17 protein-coding genes are annotated in these 24,464 nt (G+C 69.2%); 8 read left to right on the top strand and 9 right to left on the bottom strand.

The features are described 5' to 3' along the window. Positions 1-165 precede the first annotated feature (165 nt). Positions 166-858 (top strand): hypothetical protein, encoded by a 693-nt coding sequence (locus A8G15_RS11475; RefSeq protein WP_156665345.1) that lies wholly within the window; start codon positions 166-168, stop codon positions 856-858. Here A8G15_RS11475 and A8G15_RS11470 read toward each other — a convergent pair. The 3 genes from A8G15_RS11470 to A8G15_RS11460 are packed head-to-tail and all read right to left on the bottom strand — an operon-like array spanning position 803 to position 5,001. After that, positions 803-3,469, bottom strand: coding sequence for an ATP-binding protein (locus A8G15_RS11470; protein WP_245687811.1), 2,667 nt, complete (start codon positions 3,467-3,469; stop codon positions 803-805). The two genes, A8G15_RS11475 and A8G15_RS11470, sit on opposite strands and share 56 nt — an antisense overlap. Beyond that, entirely contained in the window at positions 3,466-3,765 is a 300-nt protein-coding gene (locus A8G15_RS31810; RefSeq protein ID WP_082899820.1) for an AfsR/SARP family transcriptional regulator, read from the bottom strand. The genes A8G15_RS11470 and A8G15_RS31810 overlap by 4 nt, the downstream gene beginning before the upstream one ends. Before the next feature lie 36 nt (positions 3,766-3,801). Then, entirely contained in the window at positions 3,802-5,001 is a 1,200-nt protein-coding gene (locus tag A8G15_RS11460; protein WP_068159175.1) for an NADH:flavin oxidoreductase, read from the bottom strand. 105 nt (positions 5,002-5,106) lie between these two features. Between A8G15_RS11460 and A8G15_RS11455 the strand changes: the two genes are divergently transcribed. Then, positions 5,107-5,658, top strand: coding sequence for a TetR family transcriptional regulator (locus A8G15_RS11455; protein ID WP_245687809.1), 552 nt, complete (start codon positions 5,107-5,109; stop codon positions 5,656-5,658). A gap of 7 nt (positions 5,659-5,665) precedes the next feature. On the opposite strand, the gene A8G15_RS11450 is transcribed toward A8G15_RS11455, so the two are convergent. From A8G15_RS11450 to A8G15_RS11430, 5 genes are read right to left on the bottom strand one after another with little or no spacing between them, the layout of a single operon-like run. Then, positions 5,666-6,352 (bottom strand): hypothetical protein, encoded by a 687-nt coding sequence (locus A8G15_RS11450; RefSeq protein ID WP_068159171.1) that lies wholly within the window; start codon positions 6,350-6,352, stop codon positions 5,666-5,668. Between the two features lie 55 nt (positions 6,353-6,407). Then, complete coding sequence (sigM, locus tag A8G15_RS11445; RefSeq protein WP_068159169.1) at positions 6,408-6,989, bottom strand: RNA polymerase sigma factor SigM; 582 nt, start codon at positions 6,987-6,989, stop codon at positions 6,408-6,410. Positions 6,990-7,040: 51 nt separating this feature from the next. Then, the gene (murJ, locus tag A8G15_RS11440; protein WP_068159167.1) at positions 7,041-10,979 is read right to left on the bottom strand and encodes a murein biosynthesis integral membrane protein MurJ; all 3,939 of its coding nucleotides are present in this window, start codon (positions 10,977-10,979) and stop codon (positions 7,041-7,043) included. Beyond that, a complete protein-coding gene (locus tag A8G15_RS11435) occupies positions 10,976-13,321 on the bottom strand; it encodes a DUF6049 family protein (protein WP_068159165.1) in 2,346 nt (781 codons plus the stop codon). The genes murJ and A8G15_RS11435 overlap by 4 nt, the downstream gene beginning before the upstream one ends. Beyond that, positions 13,318-13,914 carry an NUDIX hydrolase gene (locus A8G15_RS11430; RefSeq protein ID WP_068159163.1) on the bottom strand — a complete coding sequence of 199 codons (597 nt, stop codon included), beginning with the start codon at positions 13,912-13,914 and terminating at the stop codon, positions 13,318-13,320. Before A8G15_RS11430 ends, A8G15_RS11435 begins: the two co-directional genes overlap by 4 nt. Before the next feature lie 75 nt (positions 13,915-13,989). Between A8G15_RS11430 and A8G15_RS11425 the strand changes: the two genes are divergently transcribed. From A8G15_RS11425 to A8G15_RS11400, 6 genes are all read left to right on the top strand, one after another. Further along, positions 13,990-15,447: a CCA tRNA nucleotidyltransferase gene (locus A8G15_RS11425; RefSeq protein WP_068159162.1), complete on the top strand. Its 1,458-nt coding sequence runs from the start codon at positions 13,990-13,992 to the stop codon at positions 15,445-15,447. A gap of 190 nt (positions 15,448-15,637) precedes the next feature. Then, positions 15,638-19,723 carry a bifunctional nitrate reductase/sulfite reductase flavoprotein subunit alpha gene (locus A8G15_RS11420; RefSeq protein ID WP_068159160.1) on the top strand — a complete coding sequence of 1,362 codons (4,086 nt, stop codon included), beginning with the start codon at positions 15,638-15,640 and terminating at the stop codon, positions 19,721-19,723. A gap of 88 nt (positions 19,724-19,811) precedes the next feature. Then, positions 19,812-20,216, top strand: a complete 405-nt coding sequence (locus tag A8G15_RS11415) for a TOBE domain-containing protein (protein ID WP_068159158.1) — start codon at positions 19,812-19,814, stop codon at positions 20,214-20,216. Next, complete coding sequence (modA, locus tag A8G15_RS11410; RefSeq protein WP_068159157.1) at positions 20,213-20,998, top strand: molybdate ABC transporter substrate-binding protein; 786 nt, start codon at positions 20,213-20,215, stop codon at positions 20,996-20,998. The genes A8G15_RS11415 and modA overlap by 4 nt, the downstream gene beginning before the upstream one ends. 26 nt (positions 20,999-21,024) lie before the next feature. Beyond that, positions 21,025-21,825: an ABC transporter permease gene (locus A8G15_RS11405; RefSeq protein ID WP_082899829.1), complete on the top strand. Its 801-nt coding sequence runs from the start codon at positions 21,025-21,027 to the stop codon at positions 21,823-21,825. After that, positions 21,822-22,880 carry a sulfate/molybdate ABC transporter ATP-binding protein gene (locus A8G15_RS11400; RefSeq protein ID WP_068159153.1) on the top strand — a complete coding sequence of 353 codons (1,059 nt, stop codon included), beginning with the start codon at positions 21,822-21,824 and terminating at the stop codon, positions 22,878-22,880. Before A8G15_RS11405 ends, A8G15_RS11400 begins: the two co-directional genes overlap by 4 nt. Before the next feature lie 42 nt (positions 22,881-22,922). On the opposite strand, the gene A8G15_RS11395 is transcribed toward A8G15_RS11400, so the two are convergent. Beyond that, positions 22,923-24,422: a glycoside hydrolase family 183 protein gene (locus tag A8G15_RS11395; RefSeq protein WP_068159280.1), complete on the bottom strand. Its 1,500-nt coding sequence runs from the start codon at positions 24,420-24,422 to the stop codon at positions 22,923-22,925. Positions 24,423-24,464: the final 42 nt, after the last annotated feature.

Here is a 24,464-nt window from a genome sequence, read left to right as displayed (position 1 = left end):
TTCGTCTGTGACTGGTGGTGCGATGCGCGTCGTGCGCCGCGACGAAAGAATCAACAACAGGGTAGAGGGTCTTGTTCCGGTCGTGCCGTGCGTCACGCCACACTCCGCCGGTTCCGGCAGGCAGGCGGCAAGTTTTCGGCAAGTTCACCGGTCGATGCTCGTCGCATGACGATTACTCCTTCACTCCTGTATCGACTCGGCGCCGCGGCTGTGGTGGTCGCGTTCCCGGTGAATCTCGCGGGCGGGGTCATGCATCCGGTCGTCGACGGCGCCGCGCATTCGGTGGCGGCGCTCACCCTGCCCGTCAATCCCCTCCCCCAGTACCTGTTGTTGATCGGCACCTTGCTGCAGTTGCTGGGGCTGCCCGCGCTGTACGCGTGGGTGTCGCGGCGAGCGGGTGTTCTCGGCCTCGTCGCCTACGCCGTGTACATGGTGTCGTCGACCCTCGTCGCGTTCATGCACCTGGCGATCGAGGCCTTCGTTGCGGTTCCGTTCGCGCACGATCCGGAGACCGCGCATCTCGTGTCGGGCGCCGACACCCTCCTCGACAATCCCGCCTACGTGGCGCTGCAGCTGGGCAGTGGCCTGGTGATGATGGTGAGCATGCTGGCGTTCGGGGTCGCACTGATCCGCTCGCGAGCCGTGCAGGTCTGGATCGGCGTCACCCTCGCGGCGGGCGCGGTGGTGCTCATGTTGCCGATCCCGACGCTCCCGGGTGTGGCCGGACTGGTGATCGAGATCCCGCGGGGTCTCGCGTTCGCCGCGATCGGTGTCCACATTCTCGGTGCTGTGCGCGCCGGTGTCAGCACCACGACGCCCACGCCGGATCCTGCAACCGGCGTTCCAGTGCCGCGGTGAGGGAACCGGCCGCGCTCCGGTACCGGGCGGCGGCAGCGTCGTCGCCGAGCAGCTCCGAGGTCTCGGCGAGCGCAGCGTCCACCGGTCCGGCACAGAACGAACCGGAATCGAGGCCGGCGATGCGTCCGCTGAACGGCTGTAGTGCGTCGTGACAGGTCCGGGCGGTCTCGATGTCGCCGAGACGGGCGGCGGCCAGCGCCTGCAGCGTGGTCATCGCAAGCCAGTAGTAGTCGCGCGGATGCGGCCGGTGGGCTTCCCACAGGCCGCGTGCACGGTCCTCGTCACCGGCGTCGAGCAGCGCCAGCACGAGCGGGAACCTGACGCTGTGGGGCCGGGCGGTTTCGACGGCGGTGAGTTCGGCGACCAGCGGGGCGAGATCCCCGCGAAGGACCCCGGCACCGATACGCCCGATCGTGCCGATCCACTGAGCGGATGCGGTGCCCTCGGCGGTGAGCCGGGCGGTGATCGCGTCGTAGCCGGCGAGTGCTCCGGCAGCGTCTCCCGCGAGCAGGCGCATCACCGAACGGAAGAGTGCGAGCACACCGATCAGCTGGGTGAGCTGCCGGCCGGACGCGTACCGCACCGCCAGGTCTGCGTGCTCGCGTGCCTCGTCGAGCGCGGTTTCGGCGGCGGCCGCCAGGAACCACTGGAAATGGGCCTGTGCCTGGAACGCGGTGTCTCCGGCGGCCGCCGCCTCGGCGAGCAGGTCCGCGGCGATCTCCCGTCGTTGCCCGACCGGATCGGGCCCGTACGCGAGGTACCCGAGTGCGTTGAGGGCCCGGCACCGCACCGCCGCGTCGTTGCCCGCGCGGGCCAGCGCCCACGCCTGTCGCGCCGAGTCGAGCGCGCCGGCCGAGTCCGGTCCTTCGAGTTCGAAGGCCCGGGCGACGTGGAGCAGTGCCCGGTCCCGGTCGCCGAGCCCGGGTGTCGTGAGCACGGACTCGATCGGGTCCAGGATGTGCCGGTCGGCGCCGGGCTCCACGCGGATCGTCCACGTGACCGGAGCGGCCCATGCGGTGAGCGCCGCGATCGTTGCGTCCGTGTCGCGGTGACGACGGGCCACGTCGACGGCACGGGCCCGCGCCGCGCGTGCCGTGACGATGTCACCGCTGCGCGCGAGCGCTCCGGTCTGCGCGGCGAGCAGCGCGCAGAGTTCGGCTTCGGTGGTGCGTGAGGACATTTCGTGGGCGGCGACCGCCGAGTTCCACAGGGCCGCGGCGTCGAGGTACGTGCCGTGCGCGTCGGCCCGGCGGGCGGCCTCCACCAGATGTTCGACGGCGATGTGGGCGGTGGCGGGGGTCGCGGACAACGCAGCGTGGTGCGCGAGCGCCGAGACGTCGTGCGGACGCAGGTTCGCGATCGCGGCGAGCGCCGCGGCGTGCAACCTGACCCGCCGGCTGCGCGACTGGTCTTCGTACAGGGTGTCGCGGACGAGGCTGTGTGTGAAGCGGATCCGGTCGGGTGCGGGTTCGGTGAGCACTCGTGCGGCGAGCGCGGGCTCGAGCGCGTCGAGAAGGTGCTCGGGACCGGTGCCGTACATACCGGCGAGGACGTCCAGATCCGCGTCCCGGCCGATCACCGCCGCCGCCCGCAGTACCTGGATCGTCGTGTCCGGCAGGTGCCGGAGGCGGTGGCGGACGAGGTCGGCGATTCCGGCGGGAAGGCCGTGTTCGAGTGCCGCCGCACCCTCGTCCGTGACGAGTCGTGCGAACTCGGTGACGTACAGCGGATTCCGGTCGGATCGCTCGCACAGGACGGTGAACTCGGCCGGAGGCAGTCCCGTGACGCCGCACGCGCCGAGGACGGCGACGACACCGTCGTCGGTCAGCGGGCCCAACGGAAGATGCCGGCCGTCGCGGCCGCTCGCGGCAACCTGGACTGCCGCCAGGCCGGTGCCGGAAGCGGCTGTGCGGTGGGTCGTGATCATCAGGACCGGCGCGTCGTCGAGAACCTCCAGAACCAGGCGCAGCAGGTGCAGGGTGAGTTCGTCGGCACGGTGCAGATCGTCGAGGACCACGAGAAGCGGTGCGGGCCCTGCGAGTTCGGCGAGGAAGTTCCCGAGAGCGTGGCCGAGGCGGAACACGTCGACGGGATCCGACGTGGACGTGATCAGCGGTTCGAGATTCGCGGGCAGGTCCCCGTAGGCGGTTGCGGCGCGCCGCAGGAGTTCGGTCCACGGCCATGCCGGTGGCGCGCCGTCGCTCTCCGGGCAGTTACCGCGAGTGACGCGCCAGCCGCGGTGGGACAGTTCGGCCGTTGCGGCGCCGAGGAGATGGCTTTTGCCGGCGCCGGCGTCGCCGGACAGCCAGACGACGCGGGTGCCGTGGAGGGCGCGGTCCGCCTCGTCGAGCAGGGCGGCCAGTTCGTCGGGGCGGCCGGTCGGGACGGCCGCGGGTGTCGCCGCACCGGCGACAACGTCACCGGTGAGCAGATCCCGTTCGAGGGCCTGAAGTTCCTGGCCCGCATCGAGACCCAGTTCGTCGGCGAGGTACCGCTTCGACGCGCGCACCGTCGCGAGAGCCTCGGCCTGTCCCCCGGTCCGGTACCGGGCGAGCGCGAGCAGCCGTACGGCGCGTTCCCGGCCCGGGTCGGCGTCGACGAGGGCGCTCAGGGCAGGCAGTAGCGACGCGGACGGCGTGCCGGGGCGTGCGCTGCGCGGACGGGTTCGATCAGCCCGCGCAGATGGGAGATGTGGGCCTGCAGCGCGGCCGGGGCCTTGGCCGGTGGGGTTCCCTCCCACAGGTCGTCGACGAGCCGGTCCGCGGTCACCGGACGACCGTGGGCGGTCACGAGCCGCGCGAGGACCGCGAGCCGGCCGGGCCCGATCCCGCTGATCCGCTGCCCCGCGACGAGCACGGTGACGGGACCGAGCACGTTCACCTGTACGTGTACCGGTGGCGCCGTCACCGTGCCTCACCCATGGTGATGCAGGATAGCCCCGGATCAGACCGTCCGAGGCGTCTCGCGCAGCGTCTCGCGGATCACGCACCTGGTGCCGGTGTAGATGGTCGGCATGCACTTGTTGCAGTGGATGCACAGGCCTTCCTGGGCCTGCTCGGACCGGAACTTGTCGACCACCGAGGGGTCGCGCAACAGCGCCCGGCCCATCGCGACGAATTCGAAGCCTTCGTCGAGTGCGTGCTCGATGGTGTCGAGCCGGTTGATGCCGCCGAGCAGGATGATCGGCAGTTTCAGTTCGGCCCGGAACTGCCGTGCTTCCTGCAGGAAGAAGCCCTCCTCGAAGGGATAGGTCGGAAAGATCTTGGGACCGTAGAACTTCAGGCCCCAGCCGACGACCTTCGGCTGGGAGGCCATGAACTCTCGCAGCGGTACCTCGCCGCGGAAGAAGTACATGCCGTTGAGCAGCGAGCTGCCGCCGGTCAGTTCCATCGCGTCGATGTGACCGTCGGCTTCGATCATCTTGGCGATGGGCAGGGACTCGTTCAGCCACAGGCCCTTGGGTACGCCGTCGGTCATGTTGAACTTCGCGATGATCGCGATCTTGTCGCCGACGGCCTTGCGTACCGCCTCGAGCACCCGGCGCGGGAATGCGCTGCGCTTCTCGAGGGTTCCGCCGTAGCGGTCGCTGCGCTTGTTGAGGTTGGGGCTCATGAACGAGCTGAGCAGATAGTTGTGTCCGAGGTGCACCTCGAGCGCGTCGAAGCCTGCCTCGACGGCGTTGCGGGCGGCGTGCTCGTAGTCCTCGACGACCTGGTCGAGCTGTGCGAGTGTGGCTCCGCGGACGAGACCCATGGCGGGTGGGCTGATGCGGGTGGACGGTGCGAGTGTCTTGACGCCGTTGGAGATCTGGTTGGCGACGAGACCGGCGTGTCCGATCTGTGCCGAGGCGAGGGCGCCCTCGGCGTGGACGGCGTCGGTGAGGCGGCGCAGGCCGGGGATGCTGTCGCGGTCGAGGACGATGGTGTCGCGGTGGACGCGACCTTCCGGGGACACCGAGCAGTAGGCGACGGTGGTCAGTGCCGTGCCGCCGCGAGCGACCTCGGCGTGGAACTCGACGAGTTCGTCGGTGATCGCGCCGTGCGGCATGACCCCTTCGAAGGTGGCCGCTTTGACGATGCGGTTGCGGAGCGTGAGTGGTCCGAGTCGAGCCGGTTCGAACACTGTGGGACGCGACGGAGACATGGCCCTACTTTCGATGCCAGTGGTATCGTAAATGTCGTTCAACTATAACCCCTGCGCGATGCCGTAGATCACATCGCATACCGAAAAGATACAAACAGTATGTCCGTGGCTCCTCCCCCCGGCCGCCCGCGCGAACCGCGTATCGACACCGAAGTCCTCGCGGTGACCCGGGAAATGCTCGTCGAGGTCGGCTGGGAGCGGCTGAGCATGCGCGGTATCGCCGCCCGCGCAGGCGTCGGTCGCGCCGCCCTCACCCGCCGTTGGTCCGGCAAGGAGCACCTCGTGCTCGACGCCCTGCTCGGATCCGCGCCGGATCTCGAACCGTACGACGGCATCGACCGTCGCGGATGGATCGAATGGGTGGTCACCGGCAGCGCCGAACTCTTCGCCCGCCCCGACGTCCGGGCCGCCCTACCCGGACTGCTCACCGCGCTGCGCGACCACGAAGATCTGCGCAATGCTCTGTGGCGCACCTTCAGCGGGCCGAGCACCGCGCTGTTCTCCGACGGCACGGACCGGGATGCACTCGACGCGCGCGCGGTCCTCGTGATGGCGGCGGGTGCGGCGCTGTTCGGCAGTCTCATCGCCGCGGAGGACGACACACCCGCGCTGCGGGCCAGAATCCTCGAACTGCTGCTGCCGGTCGCGGATCGCTGATCGGGACTCACCCTATGGTGGTCACGTACAGGGTCTCGGGATGCGTTGCGTCGCACTCTGTTCCGACCACAACGGCGGTGAGCCGGGGAGGCGCCTCGCCGGGCACCAGCAGCACGACCGCGTCCCGGTCGCCGTAACCGATCGTCCTGGACCCGAGCACCGGGAGGGCGGGGTCGATCCCGTTGGCGGTCAAGCACTCCGCGAGCGCACGGTCGTCGGACAGCGGCCCGAGATCGGACGAGCCGACCAGGCTGCGCAGAGTGTCCGGTTCGAGTGCGGCGGCGTCGTCCGGACCGGCCGCGATCGGCGCGATCGGGCCGTCGCTCGCCGCCGGGCCGATCCCCCCGACGATCACGAACACCACCACCGCGACGACGGCCGCGGCAGCCCCGGCGACCGCCCCCGCGAACACGCGGCGCCGGCGCCGCCGGGTGCGCACGGCATCGAGGACGGCGTCGTCGAGTCGCATCGCAACCGCCGCGGGCATCGCCTCGGTGCCCGGTGTATCCGGATCCGCGAGAACCCGCAGGCGCTGCTGCACGCCGTCGAGAGCGTCGATCACGGCCATGGCGTCGGGATCGTCGCGTACCAGCGGCCACAGGCGCTCGGCGACATCGTCGTCGAGCACACCCGCGTGAAGGTCGGCGAGCAGGTCCGCAGGGTACGGCGGACGCGGCAGGTCGCCCTCGTTCATGCGAAGTCCTCCTCGGCTATTCGATGCCCTCTCATCACAATTAGACGGTCCGGAGTCAGGTTCGGTTCCCCGGGTCCTGCAGATCGCCGAGAAGCACGGCCAGTTTGTAGCGACCGCGCGCGCAGCGGCTCTTCACGGTGCCCTCCGGAACGCCGAGACGCCGGGATGCCTCCCGGATCGAGTAGCCCTCGATGTCGACCGCGACCACCGCGACCCGCTGATCCTCGGGTAGGGCAGCGAGTGCGGAGCCCACATCGAGTGCGGTCTCGGCCTCGGCGATGTGGTTGCGTGCGGACTGCGGCTCGTCGCCGTCCTCGAGATACAGGGAAACCGTGGGCCGGGCCCGGTTGCGGCGTATCCGGTCCAGGCAGGCATGAACGACGATCGTGTGCAACCAGCTGCGTACCGCCGCGTCCTGCCGGAACGACGACGCGGTCCGGTGCGCCGAGAGCAGCGCCTCCTGCAGGGCGTCGGCCGCGTCCTCGGGCGAGTAGCTGGTTCGCCGCGCGACCTGCCACAGATGGTCGTAGTGGCGGCGCAGCAGCGTTGCGAACGCCTGGTCGTCCCCGGCCGCATGCGCTGCCAACAACTCGGCATCGGACACGGCGATTTTTGCGATCCCCCCGAAAATTCGCACGCGCGGATGGTAACCGATCCGATCGAGGAATCGGTGGTGAGCGGCGAGAGGTTATTCGCTTGCGGTGAAGGTGACCTCGGCGATCGTGCTCTTGTTGCTGCCACCGCTGCTGGCGAGATCGGTGATCCAGAGCAGCACGTTCGAGGTACGGCCCTCGGCGGTGATCGGGATTTCGGTGACGCCGGAACCCAGGGTGCCCGAACCGATCACCTGTGTCTGATCGAGCGACGCCTGATCCGAAGGCGCACTGCGGATTTCGACGACGGTGCCCGGATCGTCGGTGGTGACCGAGACCGACTGCAGCGCTACCGGATCCGCGAGGCCGAACATCAGGCCGACGCCGTTCTTGAGCGAGGGGAACGGGTCGAAGTAGGCGTCGGTGCTCCACTGCGTGCCGGAATCACCGTCGATCGCCAGAGGCGCGGTCGCGGGCGAGTCCGGGGTTCCCTGCGGCGAGAACACCGTCACCGACGTCGCCTCGATCGGGCCGGCCGCGGCCGGGGCGGCGGTCGGTGCCGCAGCCGCCTCCGGTTCGGGTGCTTCCGCGGTGGGCGTGAGCCCGAATTCCTGGCTGGTGAGCGGCTCGTCGGAGTTGCCACCGGCCAGAAGGTTCGCGATCCACCAGCCGATCAGTGCGAGCAGCACCACGGTGGTGATGCCGAGTCCGACGAGTGCCATGAGCATCCGCTCGGACCGCTTCTTCTTCTCGGCGAGCGCTTCCGGGTCGGAGAGGGCATGCGGTTCGGAGCCCGCCCGCTGCCCGAGTCGCAGCGCCGGGATCATGTCAGTCTTCTGGTCGACGACCGAAGCCTGATCGAGAATGTGCTGCACGGTCGCCGCGGTGCGGATGCCCCCGTCGTTCTGCAGCGCCCGGACCGCGACCGCCGAGATCTCGAACGGCACCTCGGGCCGCAGGACCCGCGGTTCCACGGGTGTGCCGTCGGCACCGTGGTCGGCCGGTGTCATCCCGCCGACGGTCCCGCCCTTCGGTGCCGCTGTTCCCGGTGCCGTCGCATCGGGAAGCGGCCACCTGGCGGTGATCAGCCCGTACAGGCTCGCACCGAGGCCGCGCACGTCGGACACCGCGTCGGAGTCCGCGAAGGTCGCGGGGAAGGCGAGGACCGCGTCGCCGGCGACACTGATACGGATCCGGTCGGGATGGTCGATCGACAGCGCGCTGCCGGCACGGTGCGCCGACTCCGCTGCCGCGGCGAGCGCACGCACGGCGCGAGCCGCGCCGATCGGGGACGGTTCGGTGCCGGACATCTCCCGCAGCGAGCGTCCCGGTGTCCATTCGGACACCACGATGCCGCCCGAACTGCCGCGGACCACGTCCAGGACGCGGGCCAGGCCGGGCGAGCTGATGCGGCCGAGCCGGAGGGTGCGCGACAGGATGGCCTGCGGTCCGTCGGGGCCGGTGACGTTCGCGGAGCGCTGCTCGGCGTCGACGAACGTCAACGCGACCTCACGATCGAGCTTGACGTCCTGGGCCTGCCAGAACCGCAGCCCGCGGGCACCGCCGTGCGGGGCGAGCAGCCGGTACCGGCCACCGGCGACGGACGCACCGGGGATGAGCTCGGGTCCACGCATCTGCGGTCGCGGGGCCGAACCGGAGACGCGCAGCGGAGGAAGCTGCGGCGAGCCGATCGGGATCACGCCGGTGTCGTAGTTGGGGTCGCGTTTCGGGCGTGCGGTGCTCTTCGGTGCGGGACGCTTCGAGCCGTCGGCTCCGGCGTTCTTCGCCGCCGCGTCCGCCGGGCCCGCCTTCGCGGTGCCTCGCTGCGCGGCGCCGTCCGAGGATTCGGTGGCGTCGGCCGGCGGTGTGGCCTGCGCGTTCTTCGCCGGGGCGGACTCGCCCGCGGGTGCGGACGGGTCCGCAGGTGCGGCGGCATCGATCGTGGACTTGCCGGCAGCGTGGTCGTCGCTCACCCTGACTCCTTCTTCTTCGACTCGTCCACCTCGTGCGCGGAAACGGGCATCGCCCGGCCCCGTGAACTGCTGCGACCCGTAACCCGGGGGCCGAACCTGCCGGTGCCCAGGGTACGGGAGGTGCTGCTGAGCATCGAGTTCCCCGGGCCGGTCCCGGATGACGGGAATGACTTCTGTGATCGCGTCGTACGGCGAGCCGCCGTACGAGAGGTAGTCGAGACGCGGCAGCACGATCGTCTTCTCGGCGTCGCTCTCCGGGTAGGGGCGACGGGCCGGGACCGGACGATTCGCCGGCAGCGCCCGGGTCGCGTCCGCATCCGTTGTCTCGGAGGTCTCGGGTGGTGCACCACGTCCGCGCAGTGCGTCGACCTTCCGGCGCACCGCGGCGGTGATCGCGAGGATCTCGGGCACCTTGAGCACCCACATGACCGTGACCGCGACGAGGATCATCAGCACGCCGGTGATACCCACGCGGACGATCGATCCGACACCGCCGAAACGTTCGCTCAGCGCGTCGAGTTGCAGCAACCGGTCCGCGAGCAGGATCGCCGCGGCGGCCGCGGCGGATGCGATCACCACGTTCCACACGGTGCGGCCCACGTTCGACATCTGCAGGTTGCCGAGCGTGCGATGCAGCAGGAAACCGCCGATGCACGCGCCGACGGTGAACGCGATGCCGGTGGCGACGCCGAGCAGCAGGACCACGTGTTCGTCGTCGCTCGCCAGCGCCGGTGCCGCGGCGGACAGGGTGATCTTGACAGCGGTGATGCCCAGGATGATCCACGTCGGCGTCCACGCCTGCTGCCGCGCGTAGAACACTCGCAGGTGGATCAGGACCAGTGAATACGGGATCAGCGTGAACGCCGACCAGCTCACCGCCTGCCCCAGCAGATCGGCGTTCCCGGAACCGAAGCTGCCGTACCCGTACAGGGCAGTGCCGATCTGCGGGCCGGCGATCGTGAAGAACGTGACGATCGGGATCAGCGCGATCATCGTCAGACGGGTCGCGACGGACAGATCGTCGACGACCGCCGGAGTGTCGTCCTCCGCGGCGTTGCGGCTCAGCCGCGGCATGATCGCGGTCAGCAACGTCACGCCGAGCACGCCGTACGGCAGTTGCAGCAGGGCCCACGCGTTGTTGTAGATCGCGGGACCGGCCTCGTCGGCACCCGACGAGATGTGTGTGGCGAAGACCGTGCCCGCCTGGCTGATCAGCACGTACAGCACGATCGCGGCGGCCATACCGCCGAACTGCCGCAACCGGTCGTCCAAACCCCACAGCGGCTTCAGGCTGATCTTCTCGCGCCGCAGCGCGGGAACCAGCGACATCGCCTGGGTGACGACACCGAGGGTGACGCCGATGCCGAGCAGAAGCAGCTTCGGATCGCTCATCCGCACCGGATCGAGGGTGATCTCACCGGGCAGCAGGAAGTACAGGATCAGTACCGCGAGCACCACGAGGTTGTTGAGCACCGGCGCCCACGCACCCGGTTTGAACACCTGCCGCGTGTTGAGGATCGCTGTGAGCAGCGCGGACAGACCATAGAACAGGATCGCCGGCAGCAGCAGGAACGTCAGCGCCGTCGTCAGCGACGTCGAGACCTTGCCGGTGTCGTCGAGGAAGAACCGGGTCACCAGGAACGGCGCCGCGGCGGTCGCGAGCAGGGCGGCGATCGCGAGGACCGTCACGGACAGGGTGAACAGACGACGGACGAAGGCGGCGCCGGCGTCGGGGTCCTCCCGTTCCGCACGGACCAGCACGGGAACCACGATCGAGGTGAGCACGGCGCCCAGCACCAGCTCGGAGATCATGTTCGGGATCTGGTTCGCGACCGTGAACGAACTCGCGACCCCCGCGCCGAGCAACGTCAGCAGCAGCACCTGCTTGAAGAAACCGGTGATCCGGCTGACGAGTGTGGCGATCGCGATGGAGCCGGTCGCGGCGAGCAGACCCGAGGTCTTACGAGTCGAAACGGGGACCGGTGCGGTATCCGCGCCGTGTGCCGACGCGACGTCCGCCGTGGACGCTCCGCGACCGTCTCGGGCCGGGTTCCCGGTCATGACTTCTCGTACCCTTCGTCGGCTGGATCCGGTTCACCGCGGAACCGGTGCAGAAGTCGCCGGCCTGCCAGGAACAGCAGGAGCGCCCCCGCACAGCCGGTGACGATGGCGAGGATCTGGCCGTATGCGTTCGAACGTACCGTCACACTCGTCGGCGTGCCGAGAGACAACCCGGACTCGGTGGTGAGAGCGAACTCGACACCGAGCTTCCGCGAGTCGCTGATCTGCGTGGGCACCGTCAGTGTGCGGCTCCCGCGCGGCGGCAGCTGGGTCGGCCCGATGTCGGTGATCTCCATCTCCGGGGGCGCGTCCACGTGCAACCGCACGGTGATGCCCACGGGCAGATCGTTGCGCGCGACCAACACTAGGGGACTCTGCTCGGACGTCAGCGTGTAGACACCGCCCGGTGAGAGGACCGTCACGCCTTCGAACATCCGGTCCACGGCCTCCCCCACGGCCGTCGACCGTGTGTAGGCGGCGTGCTCCGCGGCCCCCGGATCGGGTCCGCGGCGGCCCGCCAGACTCATCGACCTCAGCATGTCCTCGCGCAGCGGGGCCAGGAACCTCTGGGGGGTGAGCTGGGCCTGCGGGTCCTCGACGAGTGCGAGCTGCAGCGCATCCAGACGCGGTGCCTGTTCCGCGACGTGTCCCACCACGACGTTCGACGCACCGTCGACGATCGCCTGCTCCGGATACGACAGGAGCGCGGCATCCGGGGCGTCCACGGTGGCAGCGGCGGCACCGACGACCTGCTCGAACGGGCGCGGCACCGCCAGTCCTGCCCGGACGAGGGTCTCGAGCAACGACAACAGGTCGGTGGCCTCGTCCTCGGTCGGGGTCCACGTTTGCGAAGGTGCGAACAGGACGGAACGGTCCGCCGCGCCGGCCGCGTCGGTCCCGTTCAGCGCAGGCCAGGCGATCGCCCCCAGGGCATCCTGCAGACGAGCGGTCGCCGAATCCTCGCCCAGGTCGTAGCGCGCGGACTCGGGCACGAAGGACGGTGTCGACGGCCGATCTCCGACCGCGGCGAGCGCCGCCGCAGCCGAGCTGTCGAAGAGTGCGGCGGTGAGTCCGTCGACACCGGACACCCGCGTGGCGGGAGACGCGGCGGTGGAGGTGTCGACGGCACTGTCGGCGAGGAGCGTGGTCACCGGACCGTCCTGGGCGAGCAGCAGCCCGGCCTTCTCGGTGAGAACACCGGAGTCCGGCCACACCACATCGCGCACGGACGTGACGCCGAGGATGTTGTCGACGATGTCCGCGGGTGCGGTGAGCGCCGCCGCGGTGAGCGACGCCCCGGCCGGCGACGATTCGGCCACGTCGGCCAGCGCCACGGGATCTACCTGCGCGAACGGCACCGCGACCGTGCACATCGACGACGCGACGGTCCGCAGCCGGTTCAGCCAGGAGGTGGCGGCATCCTTGCCTTCACCCTCGCGCGCGTCGCCCAGCGGATCGGCGGGATCGTCGACGACGAGATAGTCGCGCGTCATGTTCGCCACGGTCACCAGCAGATCGGGGTCCACCGCCAGGCACAGGGCACCGGCGAGGCGACCCTGGTTCTCGTCGCCGGCGACCGATTCCACGGCCGTGAGCAGCCCGTCGAGGCGGCCCCCGGGCGCGAGGGACGTGGCCAGTTCGTCGTCGACGAGCCGCACCGGTTCGGTCACGGATCCGGCCACACCCGCCGCGAGCCGCGGCTCGTCGGCCAGCGGCCACAGCATCGTCACGACGGCCGGGGATCCCTGCGGCGGTGCCACCGGCGGCAGGTCATCGCCGTCACCGGGCACCGCGAGCACCGGGAGCAGGAACCGGGCGTCGTCGAGACGTGCCTCCCCGCCGTACTCGGGTGTGCCGTTGATGTTCACCAGCAGCGGATACACGCCGGGCGTGTCGATGCCCAGCGACGGTTCCGACGCCGACCGCAGCGGCATCTCGAGGGAGAAGTGCTCGTCGTCGCCCTGTTCGAGCAGGTCGGCGATCGATTCGAATTCGCCGACCGTGTCGAAGCCGCTCTGGTCGAGGGTCAGGGTCGTCCGCAGTTCGGTGGTGTCGGTGACCATGGGTGCGCGCTGCAGTCGCACGCTGACGTCCGAGACGTCCCGGTCCCCGATGTTGCGCACGGTCCCCGACACCTTCACCACCGGTTCGCCGCCGTCGGTCACGACGGACGGGGTGACCTCGTCGATGTCCAGTTCCAGGAACCGGGAGGTGTTGTCCGATTCCGCGCGTGCGGTGGCGCCGCCCATCGTCGCGAGAACGACGGTGCCGCCGACCGTCGCGAACACGAGTGCGAGCACGACAAGGACCGCGGCACCGGCCCGGTGCATCAACAGCGTCATCCGAGACGGGCCTCCGGTCCGCCGGCGCCGAGCCGCCGCCACGTGGGGCTCATCTCGGCGATCAATTGATCCGCGACGTCGGCGAGTTTGCGTTCGTCGGCGTAGGCGAGCCGCGACCGCAGCTCGGTCAGGGGCACCCACGCGACCTCGGTGACCTCGATGTCGGCGTCGGACAGTTCGCCACCGAGGTAGCGGAGCAGATAGTGGTGCACGGTCTTGTGCACGCGCCGGCCCTCGGTGACGAACCAGTAGTCGATGCTGCCGAGTTCGGCCAGGACCTTGCCGCGGATGCCCGTCTCCTCGTGGACTTCGCGCATGGCCGTTTCCTCGGCGGTCTCACCCTTCTCGATGTGCCCTTTGGGCAGCGACCACAGAAGTCGCCCGCGCCGGTCGGTGCGGCCGATCAGCGCGGCACACAACTGCTCGGGAGGACCACCGAGACCGTCGACGACCAGTCCCCCGGCGGAGGTCTCCCGCACCGTCCTCAACTGGGGTTTGGCGGGATCCGACCCGGAACGGACGGCTGATCCGCCGCTGCCGCCACGCCGCCGCGAGCTGCGGCGGTTGCGGTTGGCACGTTCGGCGGGCGACACCTTGTCGATAGTAGTTGGCGTGACGTCGCTGCCGGTCGAACCACGCGTTTGCCCGGCTCGGTAAGGTTCGAAGACGTGAACTCTCCCTCCGCAGATGCCGATCGGCGCACCCGGTTGCTCGCCGGCGCCGATGTCACGCTGCGTGCCCTGTCGGATGTGCTGGCGCCGCTCGGTGAGCGTTTCGCCGCCGCCGGTCACGAGCTGTACCTGGTGGGCGGCAGCGTCCGCGACGCTCTGCTCGGGCGTCTCGGCACCGACCTCGACTTCACCACCGACGCGCACCCGAGCCGGGTTCAGGAACTGCTGCACGGCTTCGTCGACCACCAGTGGGACACGGGTATCGACTTCGGGACGGTCAGCGCCGTCAAGGGAGTCGAACAGATCGAGATCACCACCTTCCGCACCGACGCCTACGACCGGGTCACCCGGCATCCCATCGTCGAATACGGCACCCGGCTCGAGGACGACCTCGTCCGCCGTGACTTCACCGTCAATGCGATGGCGGTGCGGATCGGGCCCGACGGCGTCGGGGACTTCGTCGATCCGCTCGGTGGGATGGATGCGCTGCTCGCCGGTGTCCTGGACACCCCGGCGTTGCCGCAGGACTCGTTCCACGACGATCCGCTGCGGATGCTGCGTGCGGCACGGTTCGTCTCGCAACTCGGCTTCACCCTCACCGAACGGGTGCACACGGCGATCGAGCAGATGGCCGACGAGATCCTGCGGATCAGCCCCGAGCGGGTGCAGGCCGAACTCGACAAGCTGATCCTCGGTGACTATCCCGTCGACGGCATCGAATGCATGGTCGAGACGGGACTCGCCGAACGGGTGCTGCCGGAGATCCCGGCGATGAAACTCGAGATCGACGAGCACCACCAGCACAAGGATGTCTACTGGCATTCGCTGACCGTGTTGCAGCAGGCCATCGATCTCGAAGACGGCGACCCCGACGCGGTGCTGCGCTGGGCGGCGCTGCTCCACGACATCGGCAAGCCCGGAACCAAACGGAACGAGCCGGGCGGCGGGGTCAGTTTCCACCATCACGAGGTCGTCGGCGCGAAGCTCGTGCGCAAGCGCCTGAAGGCACTGAAGTACTCGAAGCAGATGGTCGAGGACATCGGGCAGCTCGTGTACCTGCACCTGCGGTTCCACGGCTACGGCAAGGCGCAGTGGACGGACTCGGCGGTGCGCCGGTACGTACACGACGCCGGGCACCTGCTGCCGCGGCTGCACAAGCTGGTGCGCGCGGACTGCACGACCAGGAACAAGCGCCGCGCGGCCGCGCTGCAGGCCACCTACGACGACCTCGAGAAACGGATCGTCGCGCTGGCCGAGAAGGAGGACATGGCCAAGGTCCGTCCCGATCTCGATGGGAACGCGATCATGGAGATCCTCGGTATCCCGGCCGGTCCGCAGGTCGGCAAGGCATGGAACTTCCTCAAGGAACTGCGCCTGGACCGCGGCCCGCTGGAGCGGGACGAGGCCGAGACCGAGCTGCGGCGCTGGTGGTCGGAGCAGGCCACCGCCGGCTGAGCCGATCGAAACCGCCGAGCCGGACCTTCGGGATCCTTCGGGCCTGTTTCCGATCCCTCACCCGCTCCCCTGTGATTTCGTGAGCCAGATGTCACGGGGGACTCACCCCTGTTAATGCCCCCGCAACACCGCATCCGCAGCATGGAACACGGCCGGAATCGGACGGTCTGCCGGGACGAGGGGCGGTGCAATGCAGGGCGACATCACGAAGGTCAGGACTGCGTGCTCCTACTGCGGCGTGGGATGCGGCATGGTGCTCGACGTCACGACCGATGCGGTGACCGGCACCCGCCGTGTACTGAAGGCGTACGGCGACAAGGACCACCCCACCAATTTCGGCAGGCTGTGCACGAAGGGCGCCACCAGCGCCGAGATGCTCGCCGCCGGCGGCCGCCTCGAGACCGCATACCGCCGGGAGGAGCGCGGCGGCGCTCCCCTGCCGGTCCCGGTCGCGGCGGCGATCACCGAGACCGCGCAGCGTCTGAGAAGCATCGTCGACACACACGGTCCCGACGCGGTGTCGCTGTACGTGTCCGGACAGATGTCCCTCGAGGCGCAGTACCTGGCGAACAAGCTCGCCAAGGGTTTCATCGGCACCAACCGCATCGAATCGAACTCGCGGCTGTGCATGGCCAGTGCCGGCACCGGTTACAAGCAGTCCCTCGGCTCGGACGGTCCGCCCGGGTCGTACGAGGATTTCGATCACGCGGACGTCTTCTTCGTGACCGGCGCGAACATGGCCGACTGTCATCCCATCCTGTTCCTGCGGATGATGGACCGCGTCAAGGCCGGTGCGAAGCTCATCGTCGTCGACCCCCGCCGCAGCGCGACCGCGGACAAGGCGGACCTGTTCCTGCAGATCTCCCCGGGCACCGATCTGGCTCTGCTCAACGGGCTGCTGCATCTGATCGTCGAGAACGGGCACGTCGATGACGAATTCGTCGCCGAATTCACCGACGGCTGGGACGCGATGACCGGGTTCCTCGCCGACTATCCGCCCGCGACGGTCGCGGAGATCACCGGGATCGCCGAGGAGGATCTGCGAACGGCCGCGCGGTGGATCGGTGAGGCCGGCGACTGGATGAGCTGCTGGACGATGGGCCTGAACCAGAGCACCCACGGCACCTGGAACACCAACGCGATCTGCAATCTGCACCTGGCGACCGGCGCGATCTGCCGGACCGGCAGCGGACCGTTCTCGTTGACCGGCCAGCCGAATGCCATGGGCGGCCGCGAGATGGGCTACATGGGACCGGGACTGCCGGGACAGCGCACGGTTCTCGCGGAAGCCGATCGCGAGTTCACCGAGGACGTCTGGGGAGTTCCGCGCGGAACGCTGAGCACCACCGTGGGTGGCGGCACCGTGGAGATGTTCGAGAGGATGGCGGCCGGCGAGATCAAGGCGTGCTGGATCATCTGCACCAATCCCGTTGCCAGCGTCGCGAACCGGAAAACCGTTCTCGAGGGTCTCGAGAACGCGGAACTGGTGATCACGCAGGACGTGTTCCTCGAGACCGAAACCAACGCGTACGCCGACATCCTGTTGCCGGGCACGCTGTGGGCCGAATCCGAGTACGTCGCGGTCAATTCCGAACGGAACCTGACCCTGCTGCAGCAGGCCGTCGACCCGGTCGGCGAGGCACTGCCGGACTGGGAGATCATCGCGCGGGTGGCGTGCGAGATGGGGTACGCCGAAGCCTTCACCTACGCGAGCGCCGAGGAGATCTTCGAGGAACTCAAGGAGTTCTGGAACCCGAGGACCGGGTACGACCTGCGCGGCGTCTCCTACGAGCAGTTGCGCAGCAGCCCGGTGCAGTGGCCGTGCCCACCGGATGCCGGCAGCGACCGCAACCCGATCCGTTACCTCAACGACGGGACCAGTCGCTCGCTGCTGGTCCGGGATGACGGCACCGTCCCGCGCCTGGCCTTCGCGACCGGCAACGGGCGTGCGATGTTCTTCGCGCGTCCGCACATGCTGCCCGCCGAGATGCCCGATGCCGACCATCCCATCGTGCTGAACACCGGTCGTGTGCAGCACCAGTGGCACACCCTGACGAAGACCGGGAAGGTCGCCAGGCTCAACAAGCTCGATCCCGGACCGTTCGTCGAGATCAATCCCGATGATGCGCAACGGTATTCGATCACCGACGGTGACCGGGTGGAGATCGCGTCGCGTCGCGGGAAGGCCGTGCTGCCTGCCGTGGTCACCGACCGGGTGCTGCCCGGCACGGCGTTCGCACCGTTCCACTGGAACGATGTCCACGGTGAGTACCTCGCGATCAATGCGGTGACCAACGATGCGATCGATCCGGCATCGCAACAGCCGGAGTTCAAGGCGTGCGCGGTGTCCTTGACGAAGGTCGCGTCGGCCCCTGAACCGGCGAAGCCGAAGGCACCGGCGGTGGACCGTCTGGCCGCGGCCCTGGGAATCGACGAGCAGGCCGCACCGGTGTTCGACGGCGACGAGCAGGTCTATCTGGCCGGTCTGCTCGCCGGCCTGCGCAACGCCCCGGCCGAGGCGGTCCCGGTGTTGCCGGAGTCCGCGCCGTTCCCGCCCGCCAAGCGGGTGTGGCTCGACGGTTTGCTCGCGGGCCTGTTCTCGCATGCCCCCGTCGCGGTGAGGTACTCGAATTCCGATTCGCAGGAGGAGATCCCGGCTTCGCCGATCGTGGTCGCCTGGGCTTCGCAGACGGGTAACGCCGAGGAGTTCGCGCACCTGTGTGTCGACCGCCTCCGGGCATCCGGACGGGCCGCGACCCTCATGGGTATGAACGACATGGACGTCACCTCGCTCTCCGAGGTGGAGGATCTGCTCGTCATCACCAGCACGTTCGGTGACGGCGATGCCCCGGACAACGGAAGCGACTTCTGGAGGGCGCTGAGCCGGGAGGATGCTCCCAGACTTCCCGGAACACGTTATGCGGTCCTGGCATTCGGCGACTCCAACTACGACGATTTCTGCGGTCACGGACGACGTCTCGACGAGCGGCTCGCGGAGCTGGACGCGACCCGCCTCACCGACCGCGTGGAGTGTGAACCCGACTACCAGGATGCCGCGTTCGCGTGGCTCAACGGCGTGGAGGAGATGTTCCGGGGAACCGGTACGGGGGCAGCCGGATCGACCTCGTCGGCGGCTTCGGCATCGGTGCGTGAAGCTGTGTTCACCCGCAGGTCCCCGCTCGTGACCCGGCTGACCCGCAACGTACCCCTCAGTGGGGCGGGATCGTCGAAGGATGTGCGGCAGTTCGGATTCGAACTGTACGACCCGGCCTTCGAATACGAGGCGGGCGACGCCCTCGGGGTGATGCCGACCAACGGGCCGGCGACCGTCGACGAGTGGCTGCAGGTGTCCGCGCTCGACCCGGAATCGCCGATCGAACTCGGCGACATGCCGACCATCCCGCTGCGCGAGGCCGCCACCCGGTTCCTCGACATCACCCGCGTCACGAAGGATCTGCTGCGGTTCGTCCAGAAGCAGAGCGACAGTTCGGAACTGGGCAAGCTGCTCCGGCCCGGCAACAAGATCGAACTGCAACGGTGGCTGTACGGCAGGCAGGCGATGGACGTGATCTCGGAGTTCCCGTTCAAGGCCCCCGTCGAGGAATGGATGCCCGTCCTCACCCGGATGCAGCCGCGCATGTACTCGATCTCGTCGAGCCCGAAGACCGATCCACGCGAAGTACAGCTGACCGTCTCGGTGGTGCGGTACGCGTACGAGGGGCACGAACGCGCCGGTGTGTGCTCGAGCTTCCTCGCCGACCACAGCAAGGGCGTCGACATCCCCATCTTCGTACAGCGCAGCCCGCACTTCCGCCCGCCGTCCTCCTCGGACACCCCGATGATCATGATCGGGCCGGGTACGGGGATCGCGCCGTTCCGGGCGTTCCTGCACGACCGTCGCGAACTCGGGCACACCGGTTCGAACTGGCTGTTCTTCGGCGACCAGCGATCCGACACCGACTATCTGTACCGCGACGAGATCGAGTCGATGCATTCGGACGGGTTTCTGACGAAGCTGGATCTGGCGTTCTCCCGGGACCAGCGGCAGAAGGTGTACGTGCAGGACCGTATGCGTGAGCACGGCGCACGGCTGTGGAAGTGGCTGCAGGACGGTGCGCACTTCTACGTGTGCGGCGACGCGAGCCGCATGGCCAAGGACGTGGACGCGACACTGCGGGAGGTCGTGCAGACGCACGGACGCCTCGACGCCGATGCGACCGACGCGTACGTCGAGAAGCTGGCCTCCGACAAACGCTACGTCCGCGACGTGTACTGAATCGCATCCACGGGTATATTGTCTGATCTGTGACGCATATGCGGATGGGCAGGGCCTGTTTGAGCGCAGGTACGGATAGGGCTCGGTCGTGACGACGCTCCGGATCCGCGATGCCGCGGCGTTGCTCGGTGTCAGCGACGACACCGTCCGCCGGTGGATCGACCAGGGTGCACTCGCCGCCACCAAGGACGAGTCCGGCCGCAAGATCGTCGACGGCAAGGTCCTCGCCCAGTTCGTGCGCGGCCAGGCCGACGCCGCTCCGGACCTGCTCGGTGTCGGTAGTTCGGCCCGCAACCGGTTCGTCGGCATCGTCACACGCGTGGTCGCCGACACCGTCATGGCCCAGGTCGAGATGCAGTGCGGTCCGCACCGCGTCGTTTCCCTGATGAGCACCGAAGCGGTGAACGAACTCGGTCTCGAACCGGGCAGCATCGGGGTAGCCGTCGTGAAGGCGACGACCGTCATCATCGAAACCCCCGGAGGAATGTCGTGAAGCGCGTGAAATTCGTTGCAGCCCTTGCGGGAACCGTTCTCGCTCTGACCGCGTGCGGAACGAGCGACGACTCGGCGTCGACGACCACCGGCCCCACCGCGGAGAACGCCGAAGCGATCACCGTGTTCGCCGCGGCGTCACTGAAAGCGACGTTCACCGAACTCGGCACGCAGTTCGAAAGCGCCCATCCGGGAACCACCGTCGAGTTCAACTTCGCGGGCTCGTCGGATCTGGTCGCGCAGATCACCCAGGGTGCACCCGCCGACGTGTTCGCCTCCGCCGACACCGCGAACATGGACAAGGCGGTCACCGCCGGTGCCGTCTCGGGCGAGCCCGAGAACTTCGCGACCAACACCCTCACGATCGTCACCGAACCCGGAAACCCCAAAGGCATCACGTCGTTCGCCGACCTGGCCCGGCCCGGCCTGAACGTCGTCGTGTGCGCGCCGCAGGTGCCCTGTGGCAACGCGACCGCCCGGCTCGAGACCGCGACCGGCGTCGACATCACGCCGGTCAGCGAGGAGTCGTCGGTGACCGACGTGCTCGGCAAGGTGACCTCCGGCCAGGCCGACGCCGGACTCGTGTACGTCACCGACGCCACGACCGCCGGCGACAAGGTCACCGCGCTGCCGTTCCCGGAATCCGCCGATGCCGTGAACACCTACCCCATCGCGCTGCTCGAGGATTCCCGGAATCCGGAACTCGCATCGAAGTTCGTCGGGTACATCACCGGTGACGAAGCCCGGGTGGTCTTCGCGGAAGCCGGATTCGGAGCTCCGTGAGATCGCGGGCGGGCAACCCGAGGGCCGTGAGAGTGCGGACGAGTGCTCCGACCGGTCTGCCGGCCTGGATCTACCTTCCGGCCGCTGTCGGTGGTGTGTTCGTCGTCTTGCCGCTGCTGTCGATGGTGCTGGCCGTCGACTGGTCGCGGTTTCCCGAACTCGTCACGTCCGAGGCGTCCCTGCAGGCGCTGGGGCTGAGCCTTCGCACCGCGCTCGCCAGCACGGTGCTGTGTGTCCTGTTCGGTGTGCCGATGGCGGCGGTCCTCGCGCGCAGTACCTTTCGGATCATTCCGGTCCTGCGGTCGCTGGTGTTGCTGCCGCTGGTGCTGCCGCCCGTGGTCGGCGGTATCGCGCTGCTCTACACGTTCGGCCGCCGCGGGCTGCTCGGCGAGCACTTCGAAGCGTTCGGTCTCCGAATCGCGTTCTCCACCACCGCCGTCGTCCTCGCACAGACGTTCGTCGCGCTGCCGTTCCTCGTGATGAGCCTCGAGGGCGCGTTACGCACCGCGGGCCGCCGCTACGAAACCGTCGCCGCGACCCTCGGGGCGCGGCCCACCACCGTGTTCCGGCGCGTGACGCTGCCGCTCGTGCTGCCGGGCCTGGCGTCGGGAGCGGTCCTCGCGTTCGCCCGTGCGCTCGGTGAATTCGGCGCGACCATCACGTTCGCGGGCAGCCTGCAGGGCGTCACCCGCACCCTGCCGCTCGAGATCTACCTGCAGCGCGAGACCGATCCCGACGCCGCGGTGGCGTTGTCGTTGTTGCTCGTGCTCGTCGCCGTCGTGATCGTGGTCGCCGCGCGCGGACGACGCATCGCAGGTGCGCTGTGAGTGCCCTGCACCTGCGGGCCCGCGTCGCGGCGCGTGGCGTCGACCTCGCCGTCGATGTCGAATCCGGTGGTGTCCTGGCGATTCTGGGTCCCAACGGTGCCGGGAAGTCGACGCTGCTGAATCTCGTCGCGGGCTTGCTGCGCCCCGACACCGGTCGCGTCACCCTCGGTGATCGGGTCCTCTCCGACACCGCAACCGGCGTCGATGTGCCGCCGCACCGCAGGTCCGTGGCCATGCTGGCGCAGGAAGCGCTGCTGTTCCCGCATCTCACGGCGGTCGCCAACGTGGCGTTCGCGCCGCGCAGCACCGGCACCCGCCGAGGGCAGGCACACCGCGAGGCGATGCGGTGGCTCGAAGCCGTCGATGCGACGGAGTTCGCGGACCGCCGTCCGTACGAGTTGTCGGGAGGTCAGGCCCAGCGCGTCGCGATCGCACGCGCGCTCGCCGCCCGGCCGCACCTGCTCATGCTCGACGAACCCATGTCGGCGCTCGACGTCACCGCCGTACCCGCGATCCGCTCGTTGCTGCGCCGGATCCTGCGCGAGCAGGACCGCACGGCGCTCGTGGTGACCCACGACCCGCTCGACGTGTTGGCTCTGGCCGACCGCGTCGCGGTCGTCGACGGTGGCAGTGTTGTCGAAACAGGTTCGGTCCGTGAGGTTCTCACCCGTCCGCGCAGCGCATTCGCGGCGCGTATCGCCGGTGTGAACCTGGTGGCCGGCACCGTGGTCGCCGACGGCCTCGACACCGGCCTCGGCGTCGTCCACGGCACCGTCGACGAGGGGTGCCGGCCCGGCGAACGTGCGGTCGCGGTGTTCTCCCCGGTCGCGGTGGCGGTGTATGCCGACGAACCGCACGGCAGCCCCCGCAACAGTTTCCGCGTGACCGTCGCCGATCTCGAGGCCCGGGGAGCCACGGTGCTGGTCCGTGCCGCCGGTTTCGGTCTCGCCGCCGAGATCACCGCCGCCGCGGTCGCGGACCTCGTCCTCGCACCCGGTTCCCCGGTGTGGTTCGTCGTCAAGGCCACCGAGGTCGGTATCCACCGGTCGACGTGATATCGGTCGACGCGCAACGCTTTCCGCTGCGGAACAGGGTCCTCAACCGGTGACGCGGGCCCGCATGAGGTAGACGTTGTAGCTGTCCCACTCGGACATCGTGAAGTACAGATCGTCGCCGTCCGACCAGGGGTGGATGAACCCGCCGTACGCCTTCGGGTAGTCGGAGGTGCGCACCAGAACGGCCGGGTCGGACCACTCGCCCTGTGGGGCGGCGGCGTGACGGAGCACGATGGACCCGGCGACCGGGTCGAGGTAGGCCATCTGCCAGCGACCGTGTTCGTCGTCGTAGCGCACCGACAACTCCGACGCGACGCCCGCGAACAAGGGGGTCGCGACATGCTCTGCGGCAGGCACCCATTCGCCGTCCACCCAGTACTGGTACGCGGTCGGATTCAGGACGTCCGCGGTGGGGACGCGGGCCAGTCCGACGGTGCCGATGCGCCCGTTGGGGGTACCGAACATGTAGACGTGGTCTCCCTGCGGGACCATCGTCGCGACCTGGAACCGGCCGATGCCGAACAGATTGTCCCATCGGGCGTGCTGATCTTTCGTCCACGTCTGCCCGTGGTCGTCGGACCACGCGATACCGCCGAGGTTCGTGTACCACATGCCGGGGATGATGCTCCATCGCCGCACGGACATGTAGCTGAGGTACTGCCGGTCGCCGATCGCGAATCCCGAGGTGGGGATGACGGTGGTCTCGAAGTTGTGCACGTGCCGCGAATCGAGGATCTCGGCGGCGTGGCACGGGCCGTCCTGGACCATCGAATCGATCGTCATGCCGTCGGACAGGTCGGTGTCGGTGCTGAATGCGAGAACGTTGCTGCGCCAGTCGCCGCCCGCGCCGCCGGGAGGTTCCCACTCGTGGCCGAAGGTGTCGCCGAACGCGACCGCCACCTCACCGGGCGCCGATTCCCAGAAGATCCCGAGGTCGGTGCCGCTGACCTGCCAGCGGGCGTCGGTGCGGTTCTCCGAGCCGGGACCGGTCAACTGGGACACCAGGGTGACCGCGCCCACCTCGGGTGTGCCCGGCCGTCCGACGGGCGGTCCGGGTTCGACGGGCGGGGTGACCGGGACCGGTGCCGGCTGGGGCGCGGGGGCCTCCCCGCCGGGAATCGGGATCGGGATGGTTTCGGGCCGCGGGTCGATCTCGATGCGCGGGAGATAGGAGGAACCGGCGGAACCGCTCGAGCCGCTGCCTCCCGGGGCGTCCCCGATCGGATCGGATTCCGGCGCGGTCTCCGGGCACGGGTCCGTGCACGGGTCCGCGGGCAGTGGTGCCTGCGGCACCCGTGTGGTGTCCGGTGCGGGACCCGGAACCTCGACCGGCACGAACTCCGGGTACGGCACCGGCAACTCCAGGACGCGCGGTACCTCGATCACCGGCCCCCCGGATCCGGGCTTCTCGGCGGCGGGATCGAAACCGGTCTCCCCGCAGGAGTTCACCGGACCGGCGCCCTCGGCGTTCGCAGGCACCGTGAGAAGCGGCAACGTCAGGGATGCGAGCGCCAGTGAGGTGAGCACCGCGCGACGGGACATGGACGCCTCCTGACGGAACTGCACTCGTGTGCCGAACCAGGA

Origin of the sequence: Rhodococcus phenolicus (assembly GCF_001646785.1) — a bacterium.
Classification (GTDB): domain Bacteria; phylum Actinomycetota; class Actinomycetes; order Mycobacteriales; family Mycobacteriaceae; genus Rhodococcus; species Rhodococcus phenolicus.
This window is presented reverse-complemented; position numbering and strand designations above follow the sequence as displayed.

Coding starts and splice junctions, on each gene's coding strand:
- A8G15_RS11475 (WP_156665345.1), top strand. CDS start 166: ATGACGATTACTCCTTCACTCCTGTATCGACTCGGCGCCGCGGCTGTG.
- A8G15_RS11460 (WP_068159175.1), bottom strand. CDS start 5,001: ATGTCTCCGTCGCGTCCCACAGTGTTCGAACCGGCTCGACTCGGACCA.
- A8G15_RS11450 (WP_068159171.1), bottom strand. CDS start 6,352: ATGAACGAGGGCGACCTGCCGCGTCCGCCGTACCCTGCGGACCTGCTC.
- murJ (WP_068159167.1), bottom strand. CDS start 10,979: ATGACCGGGAACCCGGCCCGAGACGGTCGCGGAGCGTCCACGGCGGAC.
- A8G15_RS11435 (WP_068159165.1), bottom strand. CDS start 13,321: ATGACGCTGTTGATGCACCGGGCCGGTGCCGCGGTCCTTGTCGTGCTC.
- A8G15_RS11420 (WP_068159160.1), top strand. CDS start 15,638: ATGCAGGGCGACATCACGAAGGTCAGGACTGCGTGCTCCTACTGCGGC.
- A8G15_RS11395 (WP_068159280.1), bottom strand. CDS start 24,422: ATGTCCCGTCGCGCGGTGCTCACCTCACTGGCGCTCGCATCCCTGACG.